The sequence below is a fragment of the Microbacterium tumbae genome (genome assembly GCF_054780175.1).
Genome location: NZ_BAAGWV010000001.1, coordinates 765,274 through 789,441, shown reverse-complemented (window position 1 = coordinate 789,441; position 24,168 = coordinate 765,274). Strand labels below are relative to the sequence as shown.

The window sequence follows — 24,168 nt, the reverse complement described above, 5'->3', positions numbered from 1 at the left end:
ACCGCTCGAGTGAAGTGAGGGCGCATGCATACTGTCGTGATCGGTGGCGGCATCATCGGGCTGACGACTGCGTATCATCTCGTCCGCGAAGGCTCGACGGTGACGATCGTCGACGCGCGCGCCACCGGGCTCGGTGCGGCGGACGTCAACGCCGGGTGGGTCGTCCCCGGCGATGCGATGCCGTTGCCCGGACCCGGTGCGGTCGCCAACGCGATCAAATGGATGACGCGCTCCGACAGTCCGCTGTACATCAGGCCTTCGGTGAGGCCCGACTTCCTCTCCTTCATGTTCGGCATGTTCCGTGCATCCAACGCCCGCGCTCAGCGGGCCGGCCTCGAGGCGAGCCTGAAGCTCGCGGAGGACTCCGTGCACCTGTTCGACGACTACCGCGCTGATGGCATGGAATACGAGCTGCACCACGAGGGGATGCTGATGGCGTTCCAGGACCAGGAGCTCATGGGGCACCACCTGGGATACGTCGATCTGACCAGCCGCTTCGGCCTCGAGCCCACCGTGCTCCTCGGTGACGACGTGCGCGCCCATGAGCCGCTGCTGAATGACAGCGTGCGCGGCGGCCTGTATTACCCGAAGGACCTCCACCTCGACCCCGGCGCGTTCACCCGCGCTTTGACCACGCGGCTGCGCGAGCTCGGCGCCGAGATCGTCGAGAACGCCCCGATCGACGGGGCGGACGTATCGGACGGAAGAGTGCGGAGCGTCTCCTCGGGCGAACGTACTTTCACGGGCGACGCGTTCCTCGTGGCCTCGGGTGCGTGGAGCGGTCGCGTCTCGCGGCTGTTCGGCGCCGACATCCCCATCCGCCCGGGCAAGGGCTACTGCATCGAGATGCAGCCGTACGGCCTGCGCAGCGCGACCAATCTCTACGACTCGAAGGTCGCCATCACTCCCTTCGACGGACGGCTGCGCCTTGCCGGCACGATGGAGTTCGGCCCGCTGGACGAGACGATCAACCCCGTGCGCGTGCAGGCGATCCTGCGCGCCCCGTCGGGCTGGCTGCGTGACTGGGAACCGCCCGCAGCGAGCGAGATCCACCCGCGGGCGGGCATGCGACCGATGGCGCCCGACGGTATGGCCGTGCTGGGTCGACTGCGGCGGCTCCGCAACGGGTACGTCGCCACCGGTCACGGGATGATGGGCGTCACCCTGGCGCCGGGGACGGCGCGCGTGATGACCGACCTGATCGTGCACAGCCGGGAGAATCCCGTGCTGGCGCCGTTCTCACCGGCACGGTTCCGCGGAGGGCGCTGACCCGGCCGCCGCCCCGGGAGGCCGATGCGGTGACCCAAGCTCCGATTGGGAACCGCGAAGGCAAACGCCCCTACCTGCGGCGCCATGCGGCTGGAAGACTCGTCAAGCCCGAGCACCAGACCGAAGGATGCGAAGATGAGTCCCGCCCCGACCGCCGGCCCCGCCGACAAGCAGTGCACCCCATGACCGGGATCGCTCTGGAGACCGTCGAGGTGCACGCCGAGGGAGAGCCCGGTCGTGTGGTGATGAACGCCGATGCACTCGTGCACGGTGACACGATGGCCGAACGCTTCGCCTACTGCCGCGACAACCTCGACGCGGTCCGTCGCCTCCTCCTGCGCGAACCCCGCGGCTATCCCGGTCTGTGCGCCGTCTTCGTGCTGAGCCCGGTGAACCCCGGCTCCGACTTCGGCATCATCGTGCTCGAGCATGGCGGATTCACGCCCATGTCGGGGAGCAACACGATGTGCGCCGTCACCGCTGTCCTCGAGAGCGGCCGCATCCCGATGCAGGAGCCGGTCACCGAGCTCACGATCGACACCGCCGTCGGTGTCATCCGTGCCATCGCCCATGTCTCGGGCGACAAGGTGACCTCGGTCACCGTCGTCAACGTGCCCGCCTACGTCGTCGGGCTGGACGTGCCGCTCGATGTCCCTGAGGTCGGCACCGTCGCCGCCGATATCGTGTTCGGCGGACAGTTCTTCGCCCAGGTGAAGGCCACCGACCTCGGAGTCGAGCTGCGCCCCGAGAACGGTCGCGAACTCGCGCGCTTGGGGGCGCTGGTCAAGCTCGCCGCGTGGGAGCAGGTCGACGTCGCGCATCCGCTCAATCCCGAGATCGACCGTGTGTCCCTCGTGATGCTGCACAGCGGCGATCCTGCGCCGGGTCGCGAAAACCGCAACACTGTCATCATGACGAACGGCCTGCTTCTCGCCGACCGCCCTGCGACGTGGACCGGAGCCCTTGATCGTTCGCCCTGCGGTACCGGCACGAGTGCTCGCATGGCGGCGCTGCACTCCCGCGGCGCGCTCGCCCTCGGCGAGGACTTCGTGCACCGCAGCATTATCGGCAGCGAGTTCACCGGACGGCTCACGGGCACCACGGAGGTCGCGGGTCGCGCGGCGGTCCTGCCGACGGTGACCGGAAGGGCGTGGGTCACCGGTCGTGCCAACTGGACGCTCGACGATACCGACCTGTTCCCCGCGGGCTTCACCGTCGGCGACATCTGGTCGCCGGAGCTGGTGTGACCCGGCGCCAGGATGCCGACGCGATCGGGGACGACTCGCGCCTGCAACGTGATTGGTCGGGGCGCTACGCCGCGATCCAGACGATCTTCGACGTGGACGCCCTGGTGCACAACGCGTCCGTCCATCCGCGATGGATCGCCGCCTCGCCGGCGTTCTGGTACGAGCGGCAGACCGGCGCGGGCGTCGAATACCGGGTCGTGGACGCGACGACCGGCGGCAACCGTCTCGTCATCGCGCATCGCGACCTCGTCGCCGCCCTCGCGCGCCGCCTCTCCCGGTCTCTGCCCGCCTCGGACGTGATCCTGAGGAGCCTCGAGATCGACCCCGTCGACCGCGTGACCTTCTCGTATGCGGGCCGCGACTGGGTCTGGGATCCGGCAACGGGTCTCGACGAACGTGCGGGCGCGAACGCGCCGATCGATCGATCGGTGTCGCCCGACGGCCGTCGCGCGGTCTCGGTGCGCGGTCATGATCTCTGGGTGCACGATCTCGCCGCCGGCACGGAGTGGCGCGCCACGACCGACGGCGCTGAGGACGACGCCTACGGGATGGGGATCGGCTCGATGCGTCAGGTGTACCAGAAGTACGGCCTGCGTGCGACTCCCGACGGGCTCTGGTCGCCGGACTCGCGGTACTTCTTCACGCTGCAGACCGATGAGCGTCTCGTCGCCGACCTTCCCGCGATGACCTTCGTTCCCGACGACGGCGTCCGCCCCGTCGTCCACCGGAACAAGACGAGTACGCCCGGAGACGAGCACATCGCCCGTTTCCGGCTGTTCGTGCTCGACACGGTCGATGGGACTCAGCTCGTCCCTGATCGTCCGCCGACGGCGGCGACCCGGATGGGCGACACCCCCTTCGCCGCCGAACTGGCCTGGTGGTCTGCCGACGGCGGCACGGTCTATTTCGTCGACATCGCGCGCGGCGAGCGCTCCGCCGAGCTGATCTCCTTCGAGATCGCCACTCGCAGCACCTCGACCGTGCTCCGCGAAGAGGCCCCCGAACCGCTCGAGCTGAGCGTGAGCGTCTATGATCCCGCCCTCGTCGTCCCTCTCCTCGACACGGATGAGCTCATCTGGTATTCCGAGCGCAGCGGCCGTGGGCACCTCTACCTCTACGACCTCGCCGGCGCGGCGCCGGTGCGGTCCGTGACCTCGGGCGACTGGCAGGTCCGCGAGCTGCTGCACGTCGACCCGGTGCGTCGTGAGGTCGCGTTCCTGGCCGGCGGAATCGCGCCCGACGAGAACCCCTACATCCGGAAGGTGTGCGTCGCGGGACTCGACGACGGCGTCGTGCGCGTCGTCTCGGGCGAGCCCGGCGACCACCGCGTGTGGCGGCCGGGCTCGTGGGACATCGCCGTGCTCTCCCGCACTCGCGGCGCCGACATCGGGCGCATCAGCGGGTACGCGCCCGACGGGGAGTACTTCGTCGAGACGGTCGGCGCGGTCGACCGTCTGCCCCGCTCGGTGCTGCGCCGACGCGACGGCTCCGCGGTGTGCGTCGTCGAGGAGGCGGCCGACGTCGGACTCCCCGCCGACTGGCGCTGGCCGCGGCCGGTGCGCATCACCGCGGCGGACGGTGAGACCGACCTGTACGGACTGCTGTTCGAGCCGGCCGGGGCAGACGCGCGCGCACCTCGTCCGCTCATCGATCTGGTCTACGGGGCGCCGCAGGAGGCGCTCGTGCCCACGAGCGCCTTCGTCGACTTCCCGACCACCACGACGTTCGTCGAGGCCGCCGGCTACGCCGCCCTGGGCGCCTACTGCCTGGTGCTCGACGGCCGGGGCACGGCGAACCGTGAGCGGAGCTTCCGCCTGGCGTCGTATCAGGCGGTCGAGACGGCATCGGACCTCGACGATCATGTCGCCGCCGTCGAGGCGCTCGCCAGCGAGTACCCGATCGATCGCTCCCACGTCGGCATCACCGGCTTCTCGGGCGGCGGCACCCTGGCCGCGCGGGCGGCGATGCTGCGCAGCGATGTGTTCCCGGTGGCGGTGGCCGCATCCGGCAACTACGACCTGCGCCTGTTCGGCCACGGCTACGGCGAGCGCTATCACGGGCCTTTCGACGCCGAGCGTTACGAGCGCCAGGCGGTCAAGACCTACGCCTCGCAGGCGACCGGCAGGCTGCTGCTCATTCACGGGCTCCTCGACTTCGGCGTGCATCCCGCGGGTCTCTTCCAGCTGGTGCAGGCGCTGATCGATGAGAACAAGAACGTGGACCTCATCGCGCTCCCGACGACCGGTCACGAGGTCACCGGGTACGGCACCCGTCGACGGCTCGACTACTTCGTCACGCATCTGTTCGGCGGCACCCCGCCGCCGCCGGTGCGGATGCGCGACCTGCGCAGCATCGTGATGGAGCGCGAGCGCGCTGATGGTGCGATCGTGGCGGCGCTGGACATCGGGAGAGGGGAGAGTCATGCAGACGAATGACGCGTACTGGAGCGGACCGCTGCCGGCGGATGCGTTCGACGAGTTCGAGGTCGAGAAGGAGATCCTCGTGCCCATGCGCGACGGCATCCGTCTCTCGACCGATCTCTACCTGCCGAGGGGGGCCGACGGTGTGCTGCCCACCGTTCTGGTGAAGACCCCCTATGACAAGGATGTCGGCGAGGGCGCGGTGCGCACGAAGTGGGTGGACTACTTCGTGCGTCAGGGCTACGCCGTCGTCGTGCAGAACGAGCGCGGGTTCCTGTTCTCCGAGGGCCGCTTCGTCGACTACCTGGCAGGAGCGCGTCATGACGGCTCCGACACGATCGACTGGATCGTCTCGCAGCCTTGGTCGAACGGACGCGTGGGCACGATCGGCTGCTCGAGCTCGGGAGAGCATCAATGGCCTCTCGCGGCGGGCAACAACCCCGCTCACGCCGCGATGGTCCCCGGCGCCTCGGGCACCGCAGTCGGAAGCGTGCCGGGCAACGACACCCAGGGGGCGTTCTACCGCGGCGGCATCCCGATGCTGGCGAACTGGGCGCACTGGTACGGGACGCTGGCCCCGACCGACAAGCCGCTCCTCCCGCCTGATGCGACGCAGGACGAGCGACAGCGGCTGCGAAACTACGCCACGTTCGCCGGGCGCCGCACGTGGCGCCCGATCACGCCCGAGAACCTGCGGCACCTGCCGAGTTCCGATGTGCTGCGTCACGCCGGAGCCCCGGCGTCGCCGTTCGATGCCTATATGACCCGCACTCCCGCCGACCCCGCCTGGGGAGAGGTCGAGCTCGTCGGCGAGGCCGACCAGCCGCGGGTGCCCGCCATCCACATCAACAGCTGGCATGACATCGCCATCGGTGAGACGACGCGTCTGTTCTCGCATCTGCAGGCGCTCGGAACCCCCGACCAGTACCTCATCATCGGCGGCGGACCGCACTGCGCGATCTGGCAGGAGCTTCCCTACGAGCTGACCAAGAAGTCGGCCAAGGCCATGTTCACGGGGCTCACGACGAGCGAGATCGACGCGATGCCCGCCCCTGACATGCGCGATTTCGCGTTCGGCGACGTCGAGCTCGGCGACGTGCGGTATCGCGGCGTCGACCACGGCTTCCCCAAGCTCTATCTCGCCTGGTTCGATCGCTTCGTGCGCGGCAACGACAACGCCGTGACCGATATGCCCAAGGTGCAGCTGTTCGTCATGAACCACGGGTGGATCGCAGCCGAGTCCTGGCCGCCCGAGGTCGAGCCGACCAGGTATTACCTGACCGACGATGCCGATGCGTGGCGTCGGAACGAGGCCGGCGGGCTGTCGCCCGTTCCGCCGACCGGCGAATCCAGCGAGAGCTGGGTATACGACCCGATGAACCCGACGCCGAGCGTCGGGGGAGATCTGGGCTTCCACGCGGCGCTCGACCAGCGTGCGGTGTCGGCGCGGCGGGATGTGCTGGTCTTCAGCACGTCCCCGCTGACGGAGGCGGTCACGGTGGTCGGACCGATCGAGGTCGAGTTGCATGTGTCGACCTCGGCAAAGGACACCGACTTCATCGTGCGGCTCATCGACGTCCACCCCGACGGCAAGGCGATCAATCTCGCCGATGACGGTCTGCGGCTGCGCTACCGCGATGGCTTCGACGCACCGGCGCTCGCCGAGGAGGGGGAGGTGTACCGCATCAGGCTGCCGAACATGGTGACCGGCAATCGGTTCGCAGCAGGGCACCGCATCCGCATCGAGATCGCTTCGAGCAGCTTCCCCGTGTACGAGAGGAACCTCAACACCGGAGGGGCGAACTACGACGAGACGGACGCCGCGATCGCTCGCAACACCGTGCACTGGGGTGCGGGACGCGCATCGAGCGTGACCCTGCCCCTCATGCCCGCGCGCGGATGATCGCGATCAGGGCTCGACCCGGGTGTGCCGTGGGGTGCGCACCGGGGTGGTCACCGATCGCATGTGCCGCACGATCCGCTTCAACAGCTCGCTCGTCGCGGGAGAGACCCGAACTCCCCGTCGTGTGATGATCGCGAACGTGTCGTACATGGGCGGGTCGAACGAGCACGTGACGAGGTTCGCCGGGAAGCCCGGCGACAGCGTGACCGCGCGCGGCACGTAGGTGTTCGCCAGGCCGCTGGCGGCGAGTTGCACCGCGGTGTCGAGATGCTCGACCTCGAAGTGGTTCTCGAGGCGGATGCCGGCGGACTGCGCCCGTGCGGCGAGCTGGCGCCGCGTCGGGTCGTGGTCGGCGTACTGCGCCTCGTAGAGCACGAGGGGCGCGGAGGCGAAGTCGGCCACCGTCTTCGGCAGTGCGGCGGACGCGGGATCCGACGAGGTGAAGAGCACTTCGTCGCGCGCGATCGGCTCGACGTCGATGCCCTTGTCGTCGACCGGGAGCACCACGAGGGCGGCCTCGACCTCACCCTCCCGCACCGCGTCGGCGATCTCCGAGGAATTGCGGCCCTTCAAGCGCATCCGCACGCCGGGATGAGCGGTGGCGAAGTCGCGGATCAGCTCAGCGAACCCGTAGTGCGCGGGAGCGCCGAACACGCCCAGCGTGACCGTGCCGCCGAGCAGGCCGCGCATCTCGGCAACGCTGTTCTGCGCCTCTTCCGCGGCGGCCACGACGCGCCGAGCCTGCAGCAGGAACTCCTCGCCGGCGGATGTCAGACGCAGGCCGCGACCCAGGCGGATGAACAGATCGATCTCGAGGAAGCGCTCGAGCTGGCGGATCTGCTCGGCGACGGCGGGTTGGGTCACCTGCATGCGGGCTGCGACGGCCGTGAAGGATCCGAGATCAGCCGCGCCCAGGAAGTACAGGAGCTGTCGAAGAGTCAAAAGCCGTCCTTGGGTCTTGATGAGAAGACTAAAGGTACCATCGAGTTCCGCGGGACGCTCGAGCTGCAACTTCGCCTTCTGGGTGGTCAAGGCAAAGACTGATACCTCACCCGCGGCAGGCATGACAGCCTCGACAGGGAACGGTCGACGCGCGACGGATTGGGAGAGACATATCGTGGTGGAGTATCAGGGCCTCGAGCCGCTGGAGCCGCAGCTTTCGGCCCGCGCACGACTGAAGTACGAGTTCGTGCAGCGGCGCGAGACGGGGTACGACCCGGCCGCCGTCGAGTCGGCCTTCGCCGAGCTGCCGGACTCCGCGCCCGATGGCGAGGTGTGGGCCCTCTTCGACGCCCTCGACGATCTTCCCCGCGACCCTTCCTGGCCCTACGAGGAACCCGACACCCGGGATGGCATCCTCTCCGTCCTGCCGCCGGCCGGGGCGTCGTCGCCGGTGGTCGCATCCGAGGTCGAGGATCGCGTGCACGGCGGCTGGCTGGGCCGACTCGCGGGGTGCAACCTCGGCAAGCCCGTCGAGGGCGGCAACCACTGGACCCGCGCGCATATCCGGGCCTACCTGGAGTCGGTCGGCGCATATCCACTGCGCGACTATGTGCCCAAGGCGGATGACGACGATCCCGTCTACATGTTCCGTGACAATTGGCCGGAGACCACCCTCGGCCGTATCAGCGGCTCGGCGCGCGACGACGACATCGACTACTCGATCATCGGACTCCACGTGCTCGAGACTTACGGGCGGCGGTACACGGGGGAGGACGTCGCGACCGAATGGCTCAGCAGGCTCCCGGTCCTGCTGACGTTCACGGCCGAGATCATCGCGATCGCCAACCTCCTCGAGGGGGTGCGGCCGCCCGAGACCGGCGCCTATCGCAACCCGCATCGCGAGTGGATCGGTGCGCAGATCCGCGCTGACATCCACGGGTGGACCAATCCTGGCGACCCCCGCGCGGCGGCGCTCCAGGTGATCGAGGACGCGACGCTCTCGCACCGGGGCAACGGGGTGTACGGCGAGATGTGGGCGGCGGCGCTGGTCGCCGCGGCGTTCCTGGGGCGGGAGCCGCGCGAGATCGTCGTCGAGTCCCTGAGGCACGTGCCGCCGAAGTCCCGTCTCGCCGAGGCGGTGAGCTCGGTGCTCGCGTCCTACGACGAGAGGCTGGAGTGGGATGCCGCGATGGATCGGGTCGACGAGCGCTTCGGCCACTACCACTGGGTGCACGCGGTGAACAATGCGGCCGCGGTGACGGCGGGGCTGCTGTGGTCGAAGGGCGACTTCACCTCGGCGATAGGACTCACCGTCCAGGCGGGGATGGACACCGACTCGAACGGCGCGACCGTCGGCTCCGTCATGGGCGTGCTGGCGGGGACGGCCGGCATCCCCGCGCACTGGACCGATCCGCTCGAGGATCGGATCGCGAGCGGCGTGCGCGGCTATGACGGATCCCGCGTCAGCGATCTCGCCATCCGCACCGCCCGTATCGCGCTCCGCTGAACGGATCGGTCGTGATTGCGAAGAGGCCTATGGGCACGGACGGGTCGCCAGGCCGGCCGAACGTCGTCATGGTCGTGCTCGACGACCTCGGGTTCGCCGAGCTCGGGTGCTTCGGATCCGGCATCGCGACTCCCGTCATCGATGCGCTCGCGCGCGGCGGGCTCCGCTACACGAACTTCCACGCGACGCCGCTGTGCTCACCCACGCGTGCCAGCCTGCTGACCGGCCGCAATCACCACGCGATCGGCATGGGGATGCTGTCCGACCTGCCCGCGCAGGCACCGGGGTACACCGGGCGCATCCCGCGGTCCGCTGCGACTCTGGCGCACCATCTGCGCGACTCCGGGTACGGCACGTTCGCCATCGGCAAGTGGCACATCGCACCGCGTGACGACTCGGGACCCGCGGGACCGTTCGACCGCTGGCCGCTGCAGATGGGCTTCGACCGGTTCTACGGCTTCATGCGCGGTCTCACCGACCAGTGGTTCCCGCATCTCGTGCGCGACAACTCCACCGTCGTCCAGCCGAGCACCCCCGCCGAGGGATACCACCTCACCGAAGACCTCACGACGCAGGCGCTCGGGATGATGCAGACGCATCGCGCCGGGCGACCCGATGACCCCTTCTTCCTCTATTACGCGCCGGGAGCCATGCACTCGCCCCATCAGGCGCCCGCGGACTTCATCGAGCGGTACCGTGGAGCGTTCGATCACGGATGGGACGAGGAGCGGGAGCGCCGGTTCCAGCGGCAGCTCGCGACCGGTGTCGTGCCGCCCGGCACGGTGAACACCCCGCGCCCGGCGTCCGTCCCCGCGTGGGATGACCTCGATGACGACGAGCGCCGCGTCTTCGCGCGGCAGATGGAGGTATACGCCGGCTTCCTCGAGCACACCGATCAGCAGATCGGTCGGCTCGTCGACTACCTCGAGCTCAGCGGTGCGCTCGACGACACGATCATCTGGGTCACCTCGGACAACGGCGCGGCCCACCACCCCTCCCGGGCCGGCACGTGGGCCAAGTTCGCTCCCAACGACGTCGCGACGATGCTCGAGCACCTCGATGAGTTCGGCGGAGTGGGAACCCACAACCACTACGCGCGCGGGTGGACGTGGGCGGGGACGACTCCCTTCCAGTACTGGAAGGGGTATTCCTGGCTCGGGGGCGTACGCACCCCCCTCATCCTGCACTGGCCAGCGCACATCGCCGCTGCCGATACCGCCCGCTCGCAGTTCGCCCATGTGATCGACGTGATGCCGACGATCCTGGATGCCGCGGGCATCACTCCGGCGCTCGTCGTCGACGGCGCGGCGCAGCAGCCGATCGACGGGGCCAGCATGATGGCGACGATCGACGACGGCGACGCCCCGGCCCCCCGACGCACGCAATACTTCGAGATGCTCGGTTCGCGGTCGATCTACCACGACGGGTGGAGAGCGACCACGGATCACCTTCCGTTCCCGGAGATGTGGGAGCCGCCGATGGAGGGCAGCGTCGACTTCGCGGTGGATCACTGGGCGCTGTTCGATCTCTCGTCGGACTTCTCGGAGGCCACCGATCTCGCCGCCGTCGAACCAGAGCGGCTTGCGAGCATGATCGCGCTCTGGGAAGCGGAGGCTGCGCGCAACCAGGTGCTGCCGTTCTCTGACTCTCCCGATCGGCCCGACTCGATCCGGCCCTCGCACGGTGATCGTGGCCCCGCGCATTCGGTCTATTTCGCGGGCGACGTCCCGGTGCCGACCGTGGACCTGCTCGCCTCGTCCTTCGACCTGACGGTCGAGCTCGTCGCCGGCGATCGCTCGTCCGGAGTGCTGTGGGCGCATCATCCCAGTCCGTACACGCACTCGATGAGCCCCGTCTGGGCCGGCCACCTGGTCGACGGGCGCCCGGTGGTGACCTTCGGTCTGTCCGGTGCGCACACGCTGCGCGCCGGACAGATGTCGCCGGGCCCGCACACGCTTCGGGTCTCCTATAGACGCGTGACGACCGGCGTCGTCGTCCGGGTGCTCGTCGACGGGGTGGAGCAGGCGCGCGCCGAGTACGCCGACCTCGCAGCACCCCCTGTCGAGCAGCTCTACGTGGGGCGGGGCGATGTCGCCGCCGGGGGTGATCGCGGCGCCGATCGACCCTTCGACGGTGTCGTTCGGCGCGTCGTCGTCGACCTCTGCTGAACTCAGCGGCACGCCGACGGGCCAAAAGCTCTCCTTGGGTTTTGCGAAGGAAACTAAACGTACCTCGGTAGCTCGGCTTCTGCCAGACTCACAGAATCGTGCAGAAGAAAGTCCCTACAGACGCCTCGATGGTGGAGAGACATGCGAACGGATCAGTTGGACGGCGTCGTCATCGCCGGCAGCCATAACGCGGAGATCGGACTGCCGGCCGGCTGGGAGGTCCTGGCGGCGGGAGGGTCCGCCCTGGATGCCGTCGAAGCGGCCACCAGGGTGATCGAGGACAACGAGCTCGATCATTCCGTCGGGTACACGGGCTTCCCCAACCTGATCGGCGACGTGCAGCTCGACGCGGCCATCATGGACGGAGCCGCACGCCGGGTCGGAGCGGTCGGAGCGCTCGAAGGCTACCGTCACCCGATCACGGTCGCCCGCGCGGTCATGGACAAGCTCCCGCACGTCTTCCTCGTCGGCGAAGGAGCAGCCCGCTTCGCCGCCGAGATCGGCGAGACGGCCGAAGATCTGCTCACCGACGAGACGCGCGAGATCTGGCGGTCAGGCATCGCGGGGCATCTTCCCGGCAAGCTCGAGATGTTCCGGGGCCCGCTTGCACAGCTGACAGCGCTCGCCGCGGATCCCGAGCACGTCAAGGGCACCGTGAACGTGGTGGCGCGCGATGCTGACGGCAGCCTCGCGGTCGCCGTCAGCACGAGCGGCTGGGCCTGGAAGCACCCTGGCCGCATCGGTGACTCGCCCGTCATCGGCGCGGGCATCTACGCCGACAATCGCTACGGAGCCGCCGGATGCACCGGCCTCGGAGAGGTGTCGATCCGCGGGGGACTCGTCCGTGACATCATCTCCCGGATCGCGATGGGCCGGGATGTCGAAGACGCAGCCCGTGCTGCGATCGAGGACTTGCTGCCGATCGCTCTCGACTTCCCCGACTCGGCGATCATGAACACGATCGTCCTCACCGCCGACGGGCGCGTGAATTCGTTCACGACGGGCCCCGCGCTGGAGCACGTGTCGATGCGCGCCGGCGATGCCGCGCCGGTGCGCGGGGAGAGCATGGTCGTGACTTGGCCCGGCGTCGAGCTGCGTCGATGACGATCTCCCCGCTCGCACGGTACATCGGGCGTCGTGTGATCACGGTGCTGGTGCTCCTGCTGTTCATCTCGTTCCTCGTCTTCTCGCTGCTGTACCTCGCGCCGGGATCGGCGGTGGACATCCTCCTCGGCAATCAGCCGCGCACGCCCGAGACGGTGGCGGCGCTCGAGGCGAAGTTCCACCTCGACCAGCCCTTCTTCACGCAGTACGGGATCTGGCTGCAGGGCGCGCTGCAGGGCGACTTCGGCACATCCATCCAATCGACGCTGCCTGTGGCGGATGAGATCCTGAGCCGGTTCCCGGTGACGATCTTCCTCGCCGTGTTCGCGTTCGTCCTCGAGATGTCCTTCGGCATCACGATCGGGGTGCTCACCGCTCTTCGTCAGCAGAGCGCGCTCGATCGCGGTCTCGTCACGCTGACGATCGTCGGAGTGAGCACGCCGGCGTTCGTCAGCGGTATCTTCGTGCTCTACATCTTCTCGATCACGTTGGGATGGTTCCCCGCGTTCGGCGCGGGCGAGGCGGACTTCTTCGACCGGCTCTGGCATCTGACTCTCCCGGCGCTGTCTCTGGCGATCGTCGGCTCCGCGTTCATCGTGAAACACACCCGCGCCGCCGTCCTCGCGGTGGTCGATCAGGACTTCGTCGCCTTCGCCCGCGCGCGCGGGCTCACCCGGGCCGACGTGCTCTTCCGCTACATCCTGCGGAACGCGATGATCCCCATCCTCGGCGTGACGGCCATGACTCTCGTCTACCTGCTCATCGGCGCGGTCTTCGTCGAGGTGACGTTCTCCGTCTCCGGCCTCGGGCAGCTGATCGTCCAGGCCGCGAACGCGCAGGACATGCCGATGATCCAGGGAACCGCCCTGGTCATCGCCGTGATCGTCATGGGATTCACCCTGCTCGCCGACCTCGCCTACATGGCCGCTGATCCGCGCATCAGGAAGCAGGCGCTGGCATGACCATCGACATCGCCGTCACTCCGCGCCGGCCGCGACGACGGCCCAGCTGGTTCATCTCGCTCTGCTTCGTCCTGCTCGCCGCAGTGGTGTTCCTCGCCTTCTTCGGACGGTTCGTCAGCCCCTTCGACCCCACGCAGCAGGATCTGTCGCTCGGTCTGTCGGGCCCGACCGGTGAACACGTGCTGGGGACCGATGCACTCGGACGGGACGTGCTGTCGCGGCTGCTGGCCGGCACGGCGAGCGCGATCGTCGGTCCGCTCACGATCGCCGCCGGCTCGCTCATCATCGGCAGCCTCCTCGGTCTCGTGGCCGGATACCGTGGCGGAGTCGTCGACGCGATCATCATGCGCACGGCCGATCTCGTCTTCTCCCTGCCCGGAACGCTTGTGATCATCGTGGTGGCCGGCGCCTTCGGCGGGGGCTACTGGCTGGCCGTCTCGCTGCTCATCGTCCTCACCGTCCCCTCCGACATCCGTCTGGTGCGCGGTGCGGTCCTGGAGCAGGTGCCGCGTCCCTACGTCGAGGCGGCGAAGTCGATCGGAGTGCCCGACCTCCGCATCATGCTGTGGCACATCGGACCGAACGTCGCTCCCGTCGCGATCGCAAACCTGAGCATCCAGTTCGCCGGAGCGCTCGTGGCTCTCGCCGGATTGTCCTTCCTCGGACTCGGGGTGCCGCCCGGCACCGCCGACTGGGGCCTCATGGTCAGCGAGGGCAGGAGCCTGCTCTTCGTGAATCCGGTGGCGGTGCTCGCCCCTGCACTCATGATCGTCGTCACCGCGACGATCGTGAGTGTCCTGGGCGACTGGGGATACGAACGCCTGTCCAGCAGAGGAGCGACCAGATGAGCACTCCACAGACCGTGGCCGAGGCCGGCCTCCGGGTGGAGGGACTGGGGGTGCACGGAGGCGCGAAAGATCGCATGATCGTCTCCGAAGTCGACCTCACCCTCGCACCGGGAGAGTCGATCGCCATCGTGGGGGAGTCCGGCAGCGGCAAGTCGATGACCGCGAAGTCGCTCATCGGCCTGCTGCCGCGCGGCGTCGTGGCCGAGGGGTCGGCGTCGTTCGAGGGCACCGAGCTCATCGGCCTCCCCGAGAAGATCTGGCAGTCGGTGCGCGGCCACCGCATCGGTCTCATCATGCAGAACCCGTTCACCATGCTGAATCCGGTCTTCCGCTGCGGGCGCATCATCGAGGAGTCGTTGCGTCGTGAGGACCGTAAGCGCATGAACGGCGCCGAACGGCGTCGAGAGGTGCTGCGGCGTCTGGCCGAGGTCGGCATCACGGACGAGAGCGTGCTGGAGCGCTACCCGTTCCAGCTCTCGGGCGGGATGCGGCAGCGGATCGCCATCGCAGCTGCGCTCGCCAGGGAACCCGACCTGCTCATCGCCGATGAGCCGTCGACCGCACTCGACGTGACCACGCAGCGCGAGATCCTCGCGCTGATCAAGCGGCTCCAGGTCGCCCGCGGGATGAGTCTGATCCTCATCACCCATGATCTGCGCATCGCGTTCTCGATGTGCGATCGCGCCTACGTGATGTACGCGGGCGTCATGGTCGAGACGGCCGCCGCCGAGCGGCTCGAGACCGAGCCGCTGCATCCCTACACTCTCGGGCTGCTGCTCTCGGAGTCACCGTCTGATCGGCGCGTGGCCGAGCTCATCACCATCCCCGGCTCGGTGCCGGCGGCGGCGGAGGTCGCGCATGTCTGTCCGTTCTCGACGCGCTGTGCGTGGGCGGCTCCGGAATGCACCACGGAGAGACCCGCGTTGCGCGAAGTCGAATCCGGACACTCGACGCGCTGCATCCGGGTGGAGCAGATCCGCGATGACATGCGTCGCGAGCGCGCCGTCGCCCAGGAGGCGGTTCCCGTACCGCCGCCGCCCGCCCGCGCGGGGTCCCTCGTCGCCGTGACATCTGCGCGCAAGGAGTTCCCCGGTGCGCGAGGCACGGTGGTCGCGCTGGACTCGGTGTCGATCGATCTCGATGCCGGAGAGGGCGTCGGACTCGTGGGAGAATCCGGGTCGGGCAAGACGACGCTCGGACGCGCGATCGCGGGTCTCGAGACGTTGACCTCCGGCCGTATCGAGATCGGTGGGATCGATGCCTCGAACCGTGCGAAGCTGTCGGCCCGCGATCGGCGGATGCTGCGCAGCACCGTGCAGATGATCTTCCAGGATGCATACTCGTCGCTCAATCCGTCGCACTCCATCGGATCGACGCTGTCCGAGGCGATCTCGATCAACGACCCGAACGCACGACACGTCGATCGACGCGTGGTCGAGCTGCTGGCCTCGGTCGGTCTGGATGCGGAGTTCGCGCAGCGGAAGCCGGTGGCCCTGTCCGGGGGACAGCATCAGCGCGTCGCGATCGCCCGTGCGCTCGCGGCGCGACCGAAGATCCTGGTCTGCGATGAGCCCGTCGCCGCGCTCGACGTCTCCGTGCAGGCGCAGGTGCTGAACCTGTTCTCCCGCATCCGCGACGAGCACGGCATCGGCTACCTCTTCATCACCCACGACCTGTCCATCGTGCGCCAGGTCGTCGAACGCGTCTACGTCATGCATCGGGGGCAGGCCGTCGAGTCCGGCGCCGTGGTCGACGTGCTCGACGCGCCGCAGCACGACTACACGAAGAAGCTCATGGCGTCGATCCCGCAGGCTTCCGGCGCCTGGCTCCGCGACGACGCGCCGCAGGCCCCCCGCGGCTGACCGCAGTGCGCCTCGTGAAGACCAAAGAACGGCTTGAGGCTGCACAAACCAGGACCGACTACCTCGCACGGTGGCGGCGTGACAGTGTGTGGTCAACGTCCTGCACCCGACAGCAAAGGTGGACTTCAACGATGCGCACACGACTCATGAGACGAGCACGATGGGCGGCGGTCGCCGCCGCCTCCTCAGCTCTGGTCCTGGCCGGCTGCGCCGGCGGTCAAGGAGACCAAGGAGGTCAGGACGGCGGCGAGCTCCGTGTCGGCATCGTCGGCCTCGACTTCTCCAACATCGACCCCGGCCAGGGCTTCGCACGCCAGGTGGACGCGTTCATGCTCGAATATCTGATGAAGCTCAGCCCGACCGGCGAAGTCGAGCCGAACCTGGCGGAGTCGGTTGAGCTGCGTGACGACGTCACCTACGTCTACACCCTGCGTGACGACGTCGTGTTCTCCAACGGTGAGGAGCTCACCGCCGATGACGTGGTCGGTTCGATCAACTACGCCCGTGACCCCGAGTTCTCGGAGTCGTTCCGCTACGCCGACATCGCCGATGTCGTCGCGGAGGGCGACAAGACGGTCGTCGTCACTCTCAACGCGCCGACCGCCAGCTTCCAGTACGTGCTCGCCATGAACGGATACATCTTCGACGTCTCGGAGCAGGAGAGCGCTGGAGAGGACTTCGGCAAAGCCGGAGAGGGGCTTGTCGGCACCGGTCCTTACGTGCTCGACGAGCTCAACACCTCTAATGGCAAGGCCACGTACTCGGCGAACGAGGACTACTGGGGCGGCGACCTCGAGTTCGACTCCGTCACCCTCACCGGCTTCGCCGACGAGAACAGCGAGGCATTGGCATTCCGAACGGGCGCCCTCGACGTCGCCTTCCCCGCCGACCCCCGCGCCTTCGCGTCCACGTCGGGCACCGAGGTGACGACCGTTCCCGGCACGCGCCAGGGTCTGTTCGTGATGAACACGCAGGTGGAGCCGTGGAACGACGTTCACGTCCGTCGCGCGGTGGCCTATGCGATCAACAAGGCGGACATCGTCAACGTGATCGGCGGCAACGCAGAGCCGGACGGGACCATCATCCCGCCGTCGCAGCTGCTCTCGATCGCGAGCCAGGACGAGGTGGACTCGCTGCTGGATTCGCTCGAGACGTATGACTTCGACCTCGACGCCGCGAAGGCCGAGATGGCGAAGTCGTCGGTGCCCGACGGGTTCGAGGCCGAGCTGCAGACGCCCTCGTACGGCGGCTACGTCGAGGCGGCACAGGCGATCGCGGGACAGCTGAGCGAGCTCGGCATCACGCTGAACGTGCGGGTGCTCTCGGAGGCGGAGTACACGAACACCTTCTCTCAGCCGCACACGCAGGTGCCGGTGCAGTACACGTTCTTCAACAACCGCACGCCCGATCCCGGGGGGATGCCGAAGAACGCGTTGTGGAGTTCTGCGGCGGAGATCGGTCAGAACAATCTTGCGGACTACATCAACCCCGAGATGGACGCGCTCATCGAGCAGGGCGACGCGACGACGGATCCCGGGGAGCGCTTCGCCGCGTACTCGGAGCTGCTGGGCATCGTCGCCGATGACGTCCCCTATGTTCCGCTCTACGCGGGAAACATCAACGTCGCCCTCGCGAGCACCGTCGAATGGCCGACGTTCAACGCGTTCTCGACCGACGTCGCGCCGTATGTGCTGGAGATCCGCAGGAAGTGAGCGGGCTCTGCTGACAGCATCCGTGCGCCGGCCGCCTCACGAGGTGACCGGCGCACGGATGTGCGGCACCGCACGCGGATCGCACGGACGGAGGGGCCAGACGGAGGGCCTAGACGGTCAGCACCCGACCGGTGATGATGCCCTCCACTGCGCGAACATAGGCGTCTCCGATCTCGACGTCGGTGACGGGGCGATGGCCGGGGAAGAGGGCGTGATAGCCGGGGGAGTTCTCGAGAACACCGGGCGAAACCGCATTGATCCGGATACCGCGCGGGGCCTCGGCGGCTGCGGTGCGGACGAACGACTCCAGCGCGCCGTTGGCGAGCGCCGCCGCGGCTGCGGTCGCGATGGGCTCCCGCGCCAGGATCCCGGTGGTCAGGACGATCGATCCGCGGTCGCCGATTCTCCGCAGAGAATGGCGCACGACTTCGAGCTGGCCGAGAGTCTTCGAGTTCAATCCGGCGAGGTAGTCGTCGCGGGTGAGGTCTGCGAGGGGTTTGAAGGGCACCGATCCAGCCGCGACGATGACGGCGTCCACGGTCTCGAGGCGGTCGAAGCAGCTCTCGATGCTCTCGGGATCGGAGATGTCGATGCTCGGCTGCGAATTCCGGGAGGCGCGGATGATGGTGTGACCGCGTTGCTCCAACGTGTCCGCGACGACCGCGCCGATGTGTCCTGTCGCACCGATGACCAGCACGCGCATGATGATGTCTCTCCTGATCCCTGCACCCTGTTCGGATGCGGTGGTCGGGCATCAGCGGGAGTGCACGGCCATGCTCTCACAGCCGCACCCTCTCAGCGCGGTGCAGCGCCGACGGGATGAGAGCATGATGGGGGAGGAAGAAGGGGAAGTGAGCGCATCCGCTGAATGGGGCTCGTGCGGACCGACGTGCGGCTGTGGGGCGCCGGGGCGTGGGTCCTTCTCCTCCCTGGGCGTCGATGCGACCCCTGCATCGGCCCGAGGCGGTGAGCATGCCGTCGAGCAGGCGTCGATCCCGCGGGGGACATTCGTGATGGGGGATGCCTCCGGGGACCGCAATCCGCAGGACGGCGAGGTCCCGCTGCACGAGGTCGAGGTGGACCCGTTCTCCATCGACGCGACCAGCGTCACCAACGACGATTTCGCGCGATTCGTCGGCGAGACCGGGTACCGGACCGAAGCCGAGGCGTTCGGGTTCTCCGCCGTGTTCCACCTCGCTCTCGCCGCGCCGGCGGAGGATGTCATGGGTCCTGCTGCGGGGACGCCGTGGTGGTTCGGCGTCCGCGGCGCCGACTGGTCCCATCCGGGCGGACGGGACTCGTCGATCGAGAAGCTGGGCGATCACCCCGTCGTGCACGTGAGCTGGAACGATGCCGTGGCGTACTGCGAATGGGCCGGCCGGCGTCTTCCCACGGAGGCGGAGTGGGAGCGCGCTGCGCGCGGCGGCATCGAAGGCGCGAAGTACCCCTGGGGCGATGAGGAGGGCGATGACGGCGGCTGGCGCGCCAACATCTGGCAGGGTCGCTTCCCGCAGGAGAACACTCTCGACGACGGATGGCTGACCACCGCTCCGGTGCGTTCGTTCGCCCCGAACGGCTTCGGCCTGTGGCAGCCGGTCGGAAACGTGTGGGAATGGTGCGCCGACTGGTTCGACCCGGCCTACTACGGCGTCTCGCCGCGCTCCAACCCCGTCGGGCCGGAGGGAGGACGGGCGAGGGTGCTGCGGGGCGGAAGCTACTTGTGCCACATCTCGTACTGCAATCGCTACCGGAACTCCGCGCGGTCGCGGAACACCCCGGATTCGTCGATGGGCAACGCCGGCTTCCGGACCGTCGCGCTCTGAGTCGCATCTCTTCGGCCGGGGCAGCGGACCGCTTCAGGATAGGCCAGGCCATCGCGCCGGAAGGGCACGGCCACGTCGATTCGAGCCGGGGTCGACACGGTCTGCCGGCTGGTCCGCTGACGGAGATCGCGTGAGGTTCCGTCGCGCAGGGCGAGACGCGGATCACCTCCCCGACAGCAGCGTGGACATGTCGTCGTGGACGTGCTTCCTCTGGTGTGAGCGGGCTGCCGGGTTCACGGCACGGCCACCCCGCCGTCACCTCGAGGACACCTCGGGCGACTTCACTGCTGCGGTGCTCACGTCCCGACGTCCCCGTCCACTGATCGGGGCGGTCCTCCTCGCGATGACGGTGCTCACCGGATGCGCCGCGACGGTCGAGGATCCCGCTCTCCCCTCCGCGGCCGGCCCTTCCGCTGGCATCGTCTCCCCCGAGAGCACCCCGATGCCCGCGCCCGGTCGCACCATCGAGGCGACGCCGCCCCCGGCGGACGAGCTGAGCGGCTACCGGATCGCGGTCGTCGTCCCCGACGGCTCTGCCGGATCGCGCGCCCTGCTGGAGGGCATCCGCGCCTTCGCCGCGAGCTCTGGCGCCGATCTCGAGGAGTTCCCCGCCGTGGAGGGCGACGATCCGGTCGGCGCCGCCTTCGAAGCGGCGGTCGATGAGGAGCCGGATCTGCTCGTCGGCCTCGGCGAGGGCGTCGCGGACGTCTTCAACTACGAGACGCCGAAGCTCCTGTCCCAGCAGATCCTGATCGTCGGCGCCCAGCTCTTCGAGCCGACGGCGAACGTGACCGCGGTGATCTGGGAAGGTGCAACGTCGCGCGGCTCCGAGGTCGGGCCGGACGGACCGCTGGACCCGGCGAGCGTGACGGCGCAGCGCGGCGCCGACGCGCTCGCCGCAGGGGTCGCCAGCGTGCGCGAGGGCGTCACCGGCGTGGTGCTGCATCTCGGCGACCACTCTTTCTGACATCGCTGTCACCAGTGGTTTCCCTGCGCGCCACCCATCGTTCAGCTCCCCGCGGGCTGTTCGTCATCTGCGCTCAGGATCCTGGTCGAGGCTCTCCCGAAGCCCTCTCCCCCTTGAGAAAAATCCAGATTGGCGTGTGACATCTTGTTGACCAACGAAGCGACACCGGCTCCGGCCGGGACGCGCAGACACCGGATCGGACGCACCGGCGTCGCCACCGCGGTGCTCCTCTCGCTCAGCGCGGCCTCCCTCAGCGCCGCCGTCCTCCCCGGCGCCGCATTCGGCGTGGAATCCGTCCCCACGGCCGCCGTGGCATCCGTCGCGCCGGTCCGCATCCAGGCCGAGGACTACACGTCCAACAACGGCGGCGGCACCAAGAAGGAGGGCACGAGCCCCTCCGGCAACGTCGGAGGCACCTGGAACGGCGCGGAGCTGTACTTCGACGCCGCCGACCTCGGAACGGATCCGCTGTCCACCGTGACGGTGCGCTACTCGACGCGCGTCGACGGCACGGGGAACAACCGCCGTGTGGCGTTCTACCTCGACGAGAAGACCGAGGCCAACAAGGTCGGCGAGGTCTCGCTCCCGCTGACGAACGGCTGGGGCGACTACCAGACGGCGACAGCGGATCTCGACACCGAGGTCTCGGGGGATCACACGCTCATCGCCGTGCTCCTCACCGAGGACGACCCCGCGCAGCCCGTGCACTACGTCGCGAACATCGACTGGTTCGAGTTCGGTCCCGCCTCCCTGCCGGAGAGCTTCCTCGGCACCGCGGATGCCTGGAAGTACTCCGACGACGGCACGGATCCCTCCGGCGACGGCACGCTGAGCTGGACCGAGGCCGACTTCGACGACGCGGCCTGGAAGGAGGGCGTCGGCTCCTTCGGCACGAAGAACGGGGGCGCGGACCTCGGCAACGGGTTCGTCGCGAACACCGTCGTCCAGTACAAGCTGGACGGCTCGGAGAACGACGTCCCGACCTACCACTTCCGCAACGAGTTCGAGGTCTCGGCCGGCCAGCTCGCGCAGCTGCAGTCGCTGCAGGGCCGGATCGTCTACGACGACGCGGTGCGCATCTACGTGAACGGCGAGAAGGTCGCCGGCTTCGTGGACGACCGCGTCGACGGGGCGGCGAACCAGAACCTCGCCTACGCCGGCGACAGCAAGGGCGATCCGCAGACCAGCACCTTCACGATCCCGGCCGATGCGCTGCAGGCCGGGGAGAACACGATCGCCGTCGCGCTGTACCAGGACCGCGAGAGCAGCAGCGACATCTACCTCGATCTGACCTCGCTCGTCCCCGTCGAGCAGCCCACCGGACCCGTGCAGGCGAACATCTCCGATGTGGTGCTCGGCGTCGGCGCCACCGAGGCCGAGCGCTCCCTGGCCTGGTACTCGGACAAGGACGTGACGCAGGTCGCGCAGCTCGCGAAGGCCTCCGAGGTCACCGGGGACTCCTTCCCCGCCTCGGCGCGCACGATCGAGACCACGAACACCGGCGGCACGACCAGTGGCGAGTTCTTCCGCGACGTCACGCTGGACGGCCTGGAGGAGAACACCGAGTACGCCTACCGCGTCGGCAGCGACGACGCCGGCTGGTCGGACCTGTACACGTTCCGCACGCAGGACTTCTCGGGCGACTTCTCCTTCCTGTTCTTCGGCGACCCGCAGGTCGGCGCCTCCGGCAACCTCGCCAGGGACGAGGCGGGATGGATCGACACCGTGAACGTCGCGACGCAGAGCTACCCGGATGCGGAGCTGCTGTTCTCGGCCGGCGACCAGGTCGAGAACGCCCCCAACGAGGACCAGTACACGACGTTCCTCAAGCCGGAGCAGCTGCGCAGCATCCCGCTCGTGGCGACCAACGGCAACCACGACGTCGGCTCCAAGGCCTATGAGCAGCACTTCAACCTGCCCAATGAGGACCTGACGGCCGGCGCCGGCACCTCGACCTCCTCCGGCGGCGACTACTGGTTCATCTACAAGGACGTGCTGTTCCTCAACCTGAACTCGAACAGCCGCGACTACGCGTCGCACTACGAGTGGATGGAGCAGGTCATCGCCGAGCACGGCGACGAGGCGAAGTGGAAGGTGCTCGCCTTCCACCACTCGATCTACTCGGTGGCCAACCACGCGACGGACGGCGACATCATCGAGCGGCGCAGCACCATGCCGCAGGAGATCTCGAAGCTTGGCTTCGACGTGGTGCTGATGGGTCACGACCACCACTACACGCGCAGCTACCTCATCAAGGACGGCGAGCTCGCCGACCCGTCCGAGCAGGAGGCGCAGGGCGTCGTCGAGGCGAAGGACGGCGAGGTGCTCTATCTCACGGCCAACTCCGCGAGCGGATCGAAGTACTACGACCTCAACGGCGCGCAGACGGACGAGGACCGCTGGTGGGCATCCGTCCGCAACCAGGAGAAGGTGCGCAACTACTCGGTCCTCGAGGTGAGCGACGACGCGATCACGATGCGCACGCTGCGCAGCGAGGCGAACGGCGCGGCCAACCCGGTGAACAGCGTCGTGGACGAGGTCACGCTCGTGAAGGACACCGCGCCGGAGCTGACGGTGCCCGCCGACGGCGAGATCGCCCTCGGCTCGGCGTTCGACCCGCTCGACGGCGTCTCGGCGGAGGACAACGTCGACGGGGACCTCACCTCGGAGATCGAGGTCGAGGGAGCCGTCGACACCGCTGAGGCCGGCGCGTACGAGCTCGTCTACCGTGTGCAGGACGCCCGCGGCAACGTGAGCACCGCGGAGCGCACCGTCACGGTCCTCGCCGAGGGCGAGGAGCCTGGTACGGGTGAGCCCGGAACTGGCGAGCCTGGAACCGGAGAGCCCGGAACCGGAGAGCCCGGAACCGGAGAGCCCGGAACCGGAGAGCCCGGAACCGGAGAGCCTGGTACGGGTGAGCCTGGTACGGGTGAGCCTGGTACGGGTGAGCCCGGCACAGGCGGTGCGCCGTCGTCCAGCCCTGCCGCTCCGGTGGCGGACGGGGGGGACCTCCCAGCCGATCTGCGCGATGCCGTGCAGATCACGGTCGACGGTCGCACGGCGACGATCACCGGCCTCACCGCCGACGAGTGGTACTACGGCTACGTGTACTCGACCCCGACCGCCCTGGGCTGGGCCCAGGCCGATGGGAACGGCGCCGCGACCATGACGCTCCCGGCCGACCTGGCGGACGGGACGCACCGCCTCGCCGTGCTGGACGCCGCAGGCGACCTGGTCGGCTGGGTCGAGATCACGGTGTCCGGCGGCGAGGTGCTGGCCACCACCGGATCGGATGCCGCCTGGGGCTTCGCCGCGATCGGATCCCTGCTGTTCCTCGCCGGCGGCGCGCTCCTCGTCGCTCGCCGTCGCCGCGCGATCCAGCACTGATCGCATGCTGCGAGGGGATCGGATACGCACCGGTCCCCTCGCAGCAT

16 protein-coding genes are annotated in these 24,168 nt (G+C 68.6%); 14 read left to right on the top strand and 2 right to left on the bottom strand.

Features of this window, described 5'->3' with window-relative positions; genetic code table 11:
* Positions 1–24: 24 nt before the first annotated feature.
* The 4 genes from ACYVGQ_RS03665 to ACYVGQ_RS03650 all read left to right on the top strand — a co-directional run bounded on the left by ACYVGQ_RS03665 (position 25) and on the right by ACYVGQ_RS03650 (position 6,839).
* Entirely contained in the window at positions 25–1,269 is a 1,245-nt protein-coding gene (locus tag ACYVGQ_RS03665) for an NAD(P)/FAD-dependent oxidoreductase (protein WP_460783167.1), read from the top strand.
* 182 nt (positions 1,270–1,451) lie between these two features.
* Positions 1,452–2,516, top strand: coding sequence for a proline racemase family protein (locus ACYVGQ_RS03660; RefSeq protein WP_460783166.1), 1,065 nt, complete (start codon positions 1,452–1,454; stop codon positions 2,514–2,516).
* Positions 2,513–4,951: a S9 family peptidase gene (locus ACYVGQ_RS03655; RefSeq protein ID WP_460783164.1), complete on the top strand. Its 2,439-nt coding sequence runs from the start codon at positions 2,513–2,515 to the stop codon at positions 4,949–4,951. Before ACYVGQ_RS03660 ends, ACYVGQ_RS03655 begins: the two co-directional genes overlap by 4 nt.
* Positions 4,938–6,839 (top strand): CocE/NonD family hydrolase, encoded by a 1,902-nt coding sequence (locus ACYVGQ_RS03650; protein ID WP_460783163.1) that lies wholly within the window; start codon positions 4,938–4,940, stop codon positions 6,837–6,839. The genes ACYVGQ_RS03655 and ACYVGQ_RS03650 overlap by 14 nt, the downstream gene beginning before the upstream one ends.
* Positions 6,840–6,845: 6 nt before the next feature.
* Here ACYVGQ_RS03650 and ACYVGQ_RS03645 read toward each other — a convergent pair whose 3' ends face one another.
* A complete protein-coding gene (locus tag ACYVGQ_RS03645; RefSeq protein WP_460783162.1) occupies positions 6,846–7,781 on the bottom strand; it encodes a LysR family transcriptional regulator in 936 nt (311 codons plus the stop codon).
* A 175-nt stretch (positions 7,782–7,956) separates the two neighbouring features.
* Between ACYVGQ_RS03645 and ACYVGQ_RS03640 the strand changes: the two genes are divergently transcribed.
* The 7 genes from ACYVGQ_RS03640 (at position 7,957) to ACYVGQ_RS03610 (ending at position 17,944) form a co-directional block, all read left to right on the top strand.
* Positions 7,957–9,288 (top strand): ADP-ribosylglycohydrolase family protein, encoded by a 1,332-nt coding sequence (locus ACYVGQ_RS03640; RefSeq protein WP_460783161.1) that lies wholly within the window; start codon positions 7,957–7,959, stop codon positions 9,286–9,288.
* An 11-nt stretch (positions 9,289–9,299) separates the two neighbouring features.
* Positions 9,300–11,456: an arylsulfatase gene (locus ACYVGQ_RS03635; protein ID WP_460783160.1), complete on the top strand. Its 2,157-nt coding sequence runs from the start codon at positions 9,300–9,302 to the stop codon at positions 11,454–11,456.
* Positions 11,457–11,597: 141 nt separating this feature from the next.
* Complete coding sequence (locus ACYVGQ_RS03630) at positions 11,598–12,560, top strand: isoaspartyl peptidase/L-asparaginase (protein WP_460783159.1); 963 nt, start codon at positions 11,598–11,600, stop codon at positions 12,558–12,560.
* Positions 12,557–13,522: an ABC transporter permease gene (locus ACYVGQ_RS03625; RefSeq protein ID WP_460783158.1), complete on the top strand. Its 966-nt coding sequence runs from the start codon at positions 12,557–12,559 to the stop codon at positions 13,520–13,522. The genes ACYVGQ_RS03630 and ACYVGQ_RS03625 overlap by 4 nt, the downstream gene beginning before the upstream one ends.
* Positions 13,519–14,370, top strand: a complete 852-nt coding sequence (locus ACYVGQ_RS03620; RefSeq protein ID WP_460783157.1) for an ABC transporter permease — start codon at positions 13,519–13,521, stop codon at positions 14,368–14,370. The genes ACYVGQ_RS03625 and ACYVGQ_RS03620 overlap by 4 nt, the downstream gene beginning before the upstream one ends.
* Complete coding sequence (locus tag ACYVGQ_RS03615) at positions 14,367–16,232, top strand: dipeptide ABC transporter ATP-binding protein (protein WP_460783156.1); 1,866 nt, start codon at positions 14,367–14,369, stop codon at positions 16,230–16,232. Before ACYVGQ_RS03620 ends, ACYVGQ_RS03615 begins: the two co-directional genes overlap by 4 nt.
* A 131-nt stretch (positions 16,233–16,363) precedes the next feature.
* Positions 16,364–17,944 carry an ABC transporter substrate-binding protein gene (locus ACYVGQ_RS03610; protein WP_460783155.1) on the top strand — a complete coding sequence of 527 codons (1,581 nt, stop codon included), beginning with the start codon at positions 16,364–16,366 and terminating at the stop codon, positions 17,942–17,944.
* Positions 17,945–18,053: 109 nt separating this feature from the next.
* Here the strand turns inward: ACYVGQ_RS03610 and ACYVGQ_RS03605 are convergent, their stop codons facing one another.
* Positions 18,054–18,647: a short chain dehydrogenase gene (locus ACYVGQ_RS03605; RefSeq protein WP_460783154.1), complete on the bottom strand. Its 594-nt coding sequence runs from the start codon at positions 18,645–18,647 to the stop codon at positions 18,054–18,056.
* Between the two features lie 127 nt (positions 18,648–18,774).
* On the opposite strand from ACYVGQ_RS03605, the gene ACYVGQ_RS03600 reads away from it, so the two are divergent.
* The 3 genes from ACYVGQ_RS03600 (at position 18,775) to ACYVGQ_RS03590 (ending at position 24,121) form a co-directional block, all read left to right on the top strand.
* Positions 18,775–19,767, top strand: a complete 993-nt coding sequence (locus ACYVGQ_RS03600) for a formylglycine-generating enzyme family protein (protein WP_460783917.1) — start codon at positions 18,775–18,777, stop codon at positions 19,765–19,767.
* 130 nt (positions 19,768–19,897) lie between these two features.
* Positions 19,898–20,734 carry a hypothetical protein gene (locus ACYVGQ_RS03595; RefSeq protein WP_460783153.1) on the top strand — a complete coding sequence of 279 codons (837 nt, stop codon included), beginning with the start codon at positions 19,898–19,900 and terminating at the stop codon, positions 20,732–20,734.
* Between the two features lie 144 nt (positions 20,735–20,878).
* Positions 20,879–24,121 carry an immunoglobulin-like domain-containing protein gene (locus ACYVGQ_RS03590; RefSeq protein WP_460783152.1) on the top strand — a complete coding sequence of 1,081 codons (3,243 nt, stop codon included), beginning with the start codon at positions 20,879–20,881 and terminating at the stop codon, positions 24,119–24,121.
* The last annotated feature ends 47 nt before the right edge of the window (positions 24,122–24,168 follow it).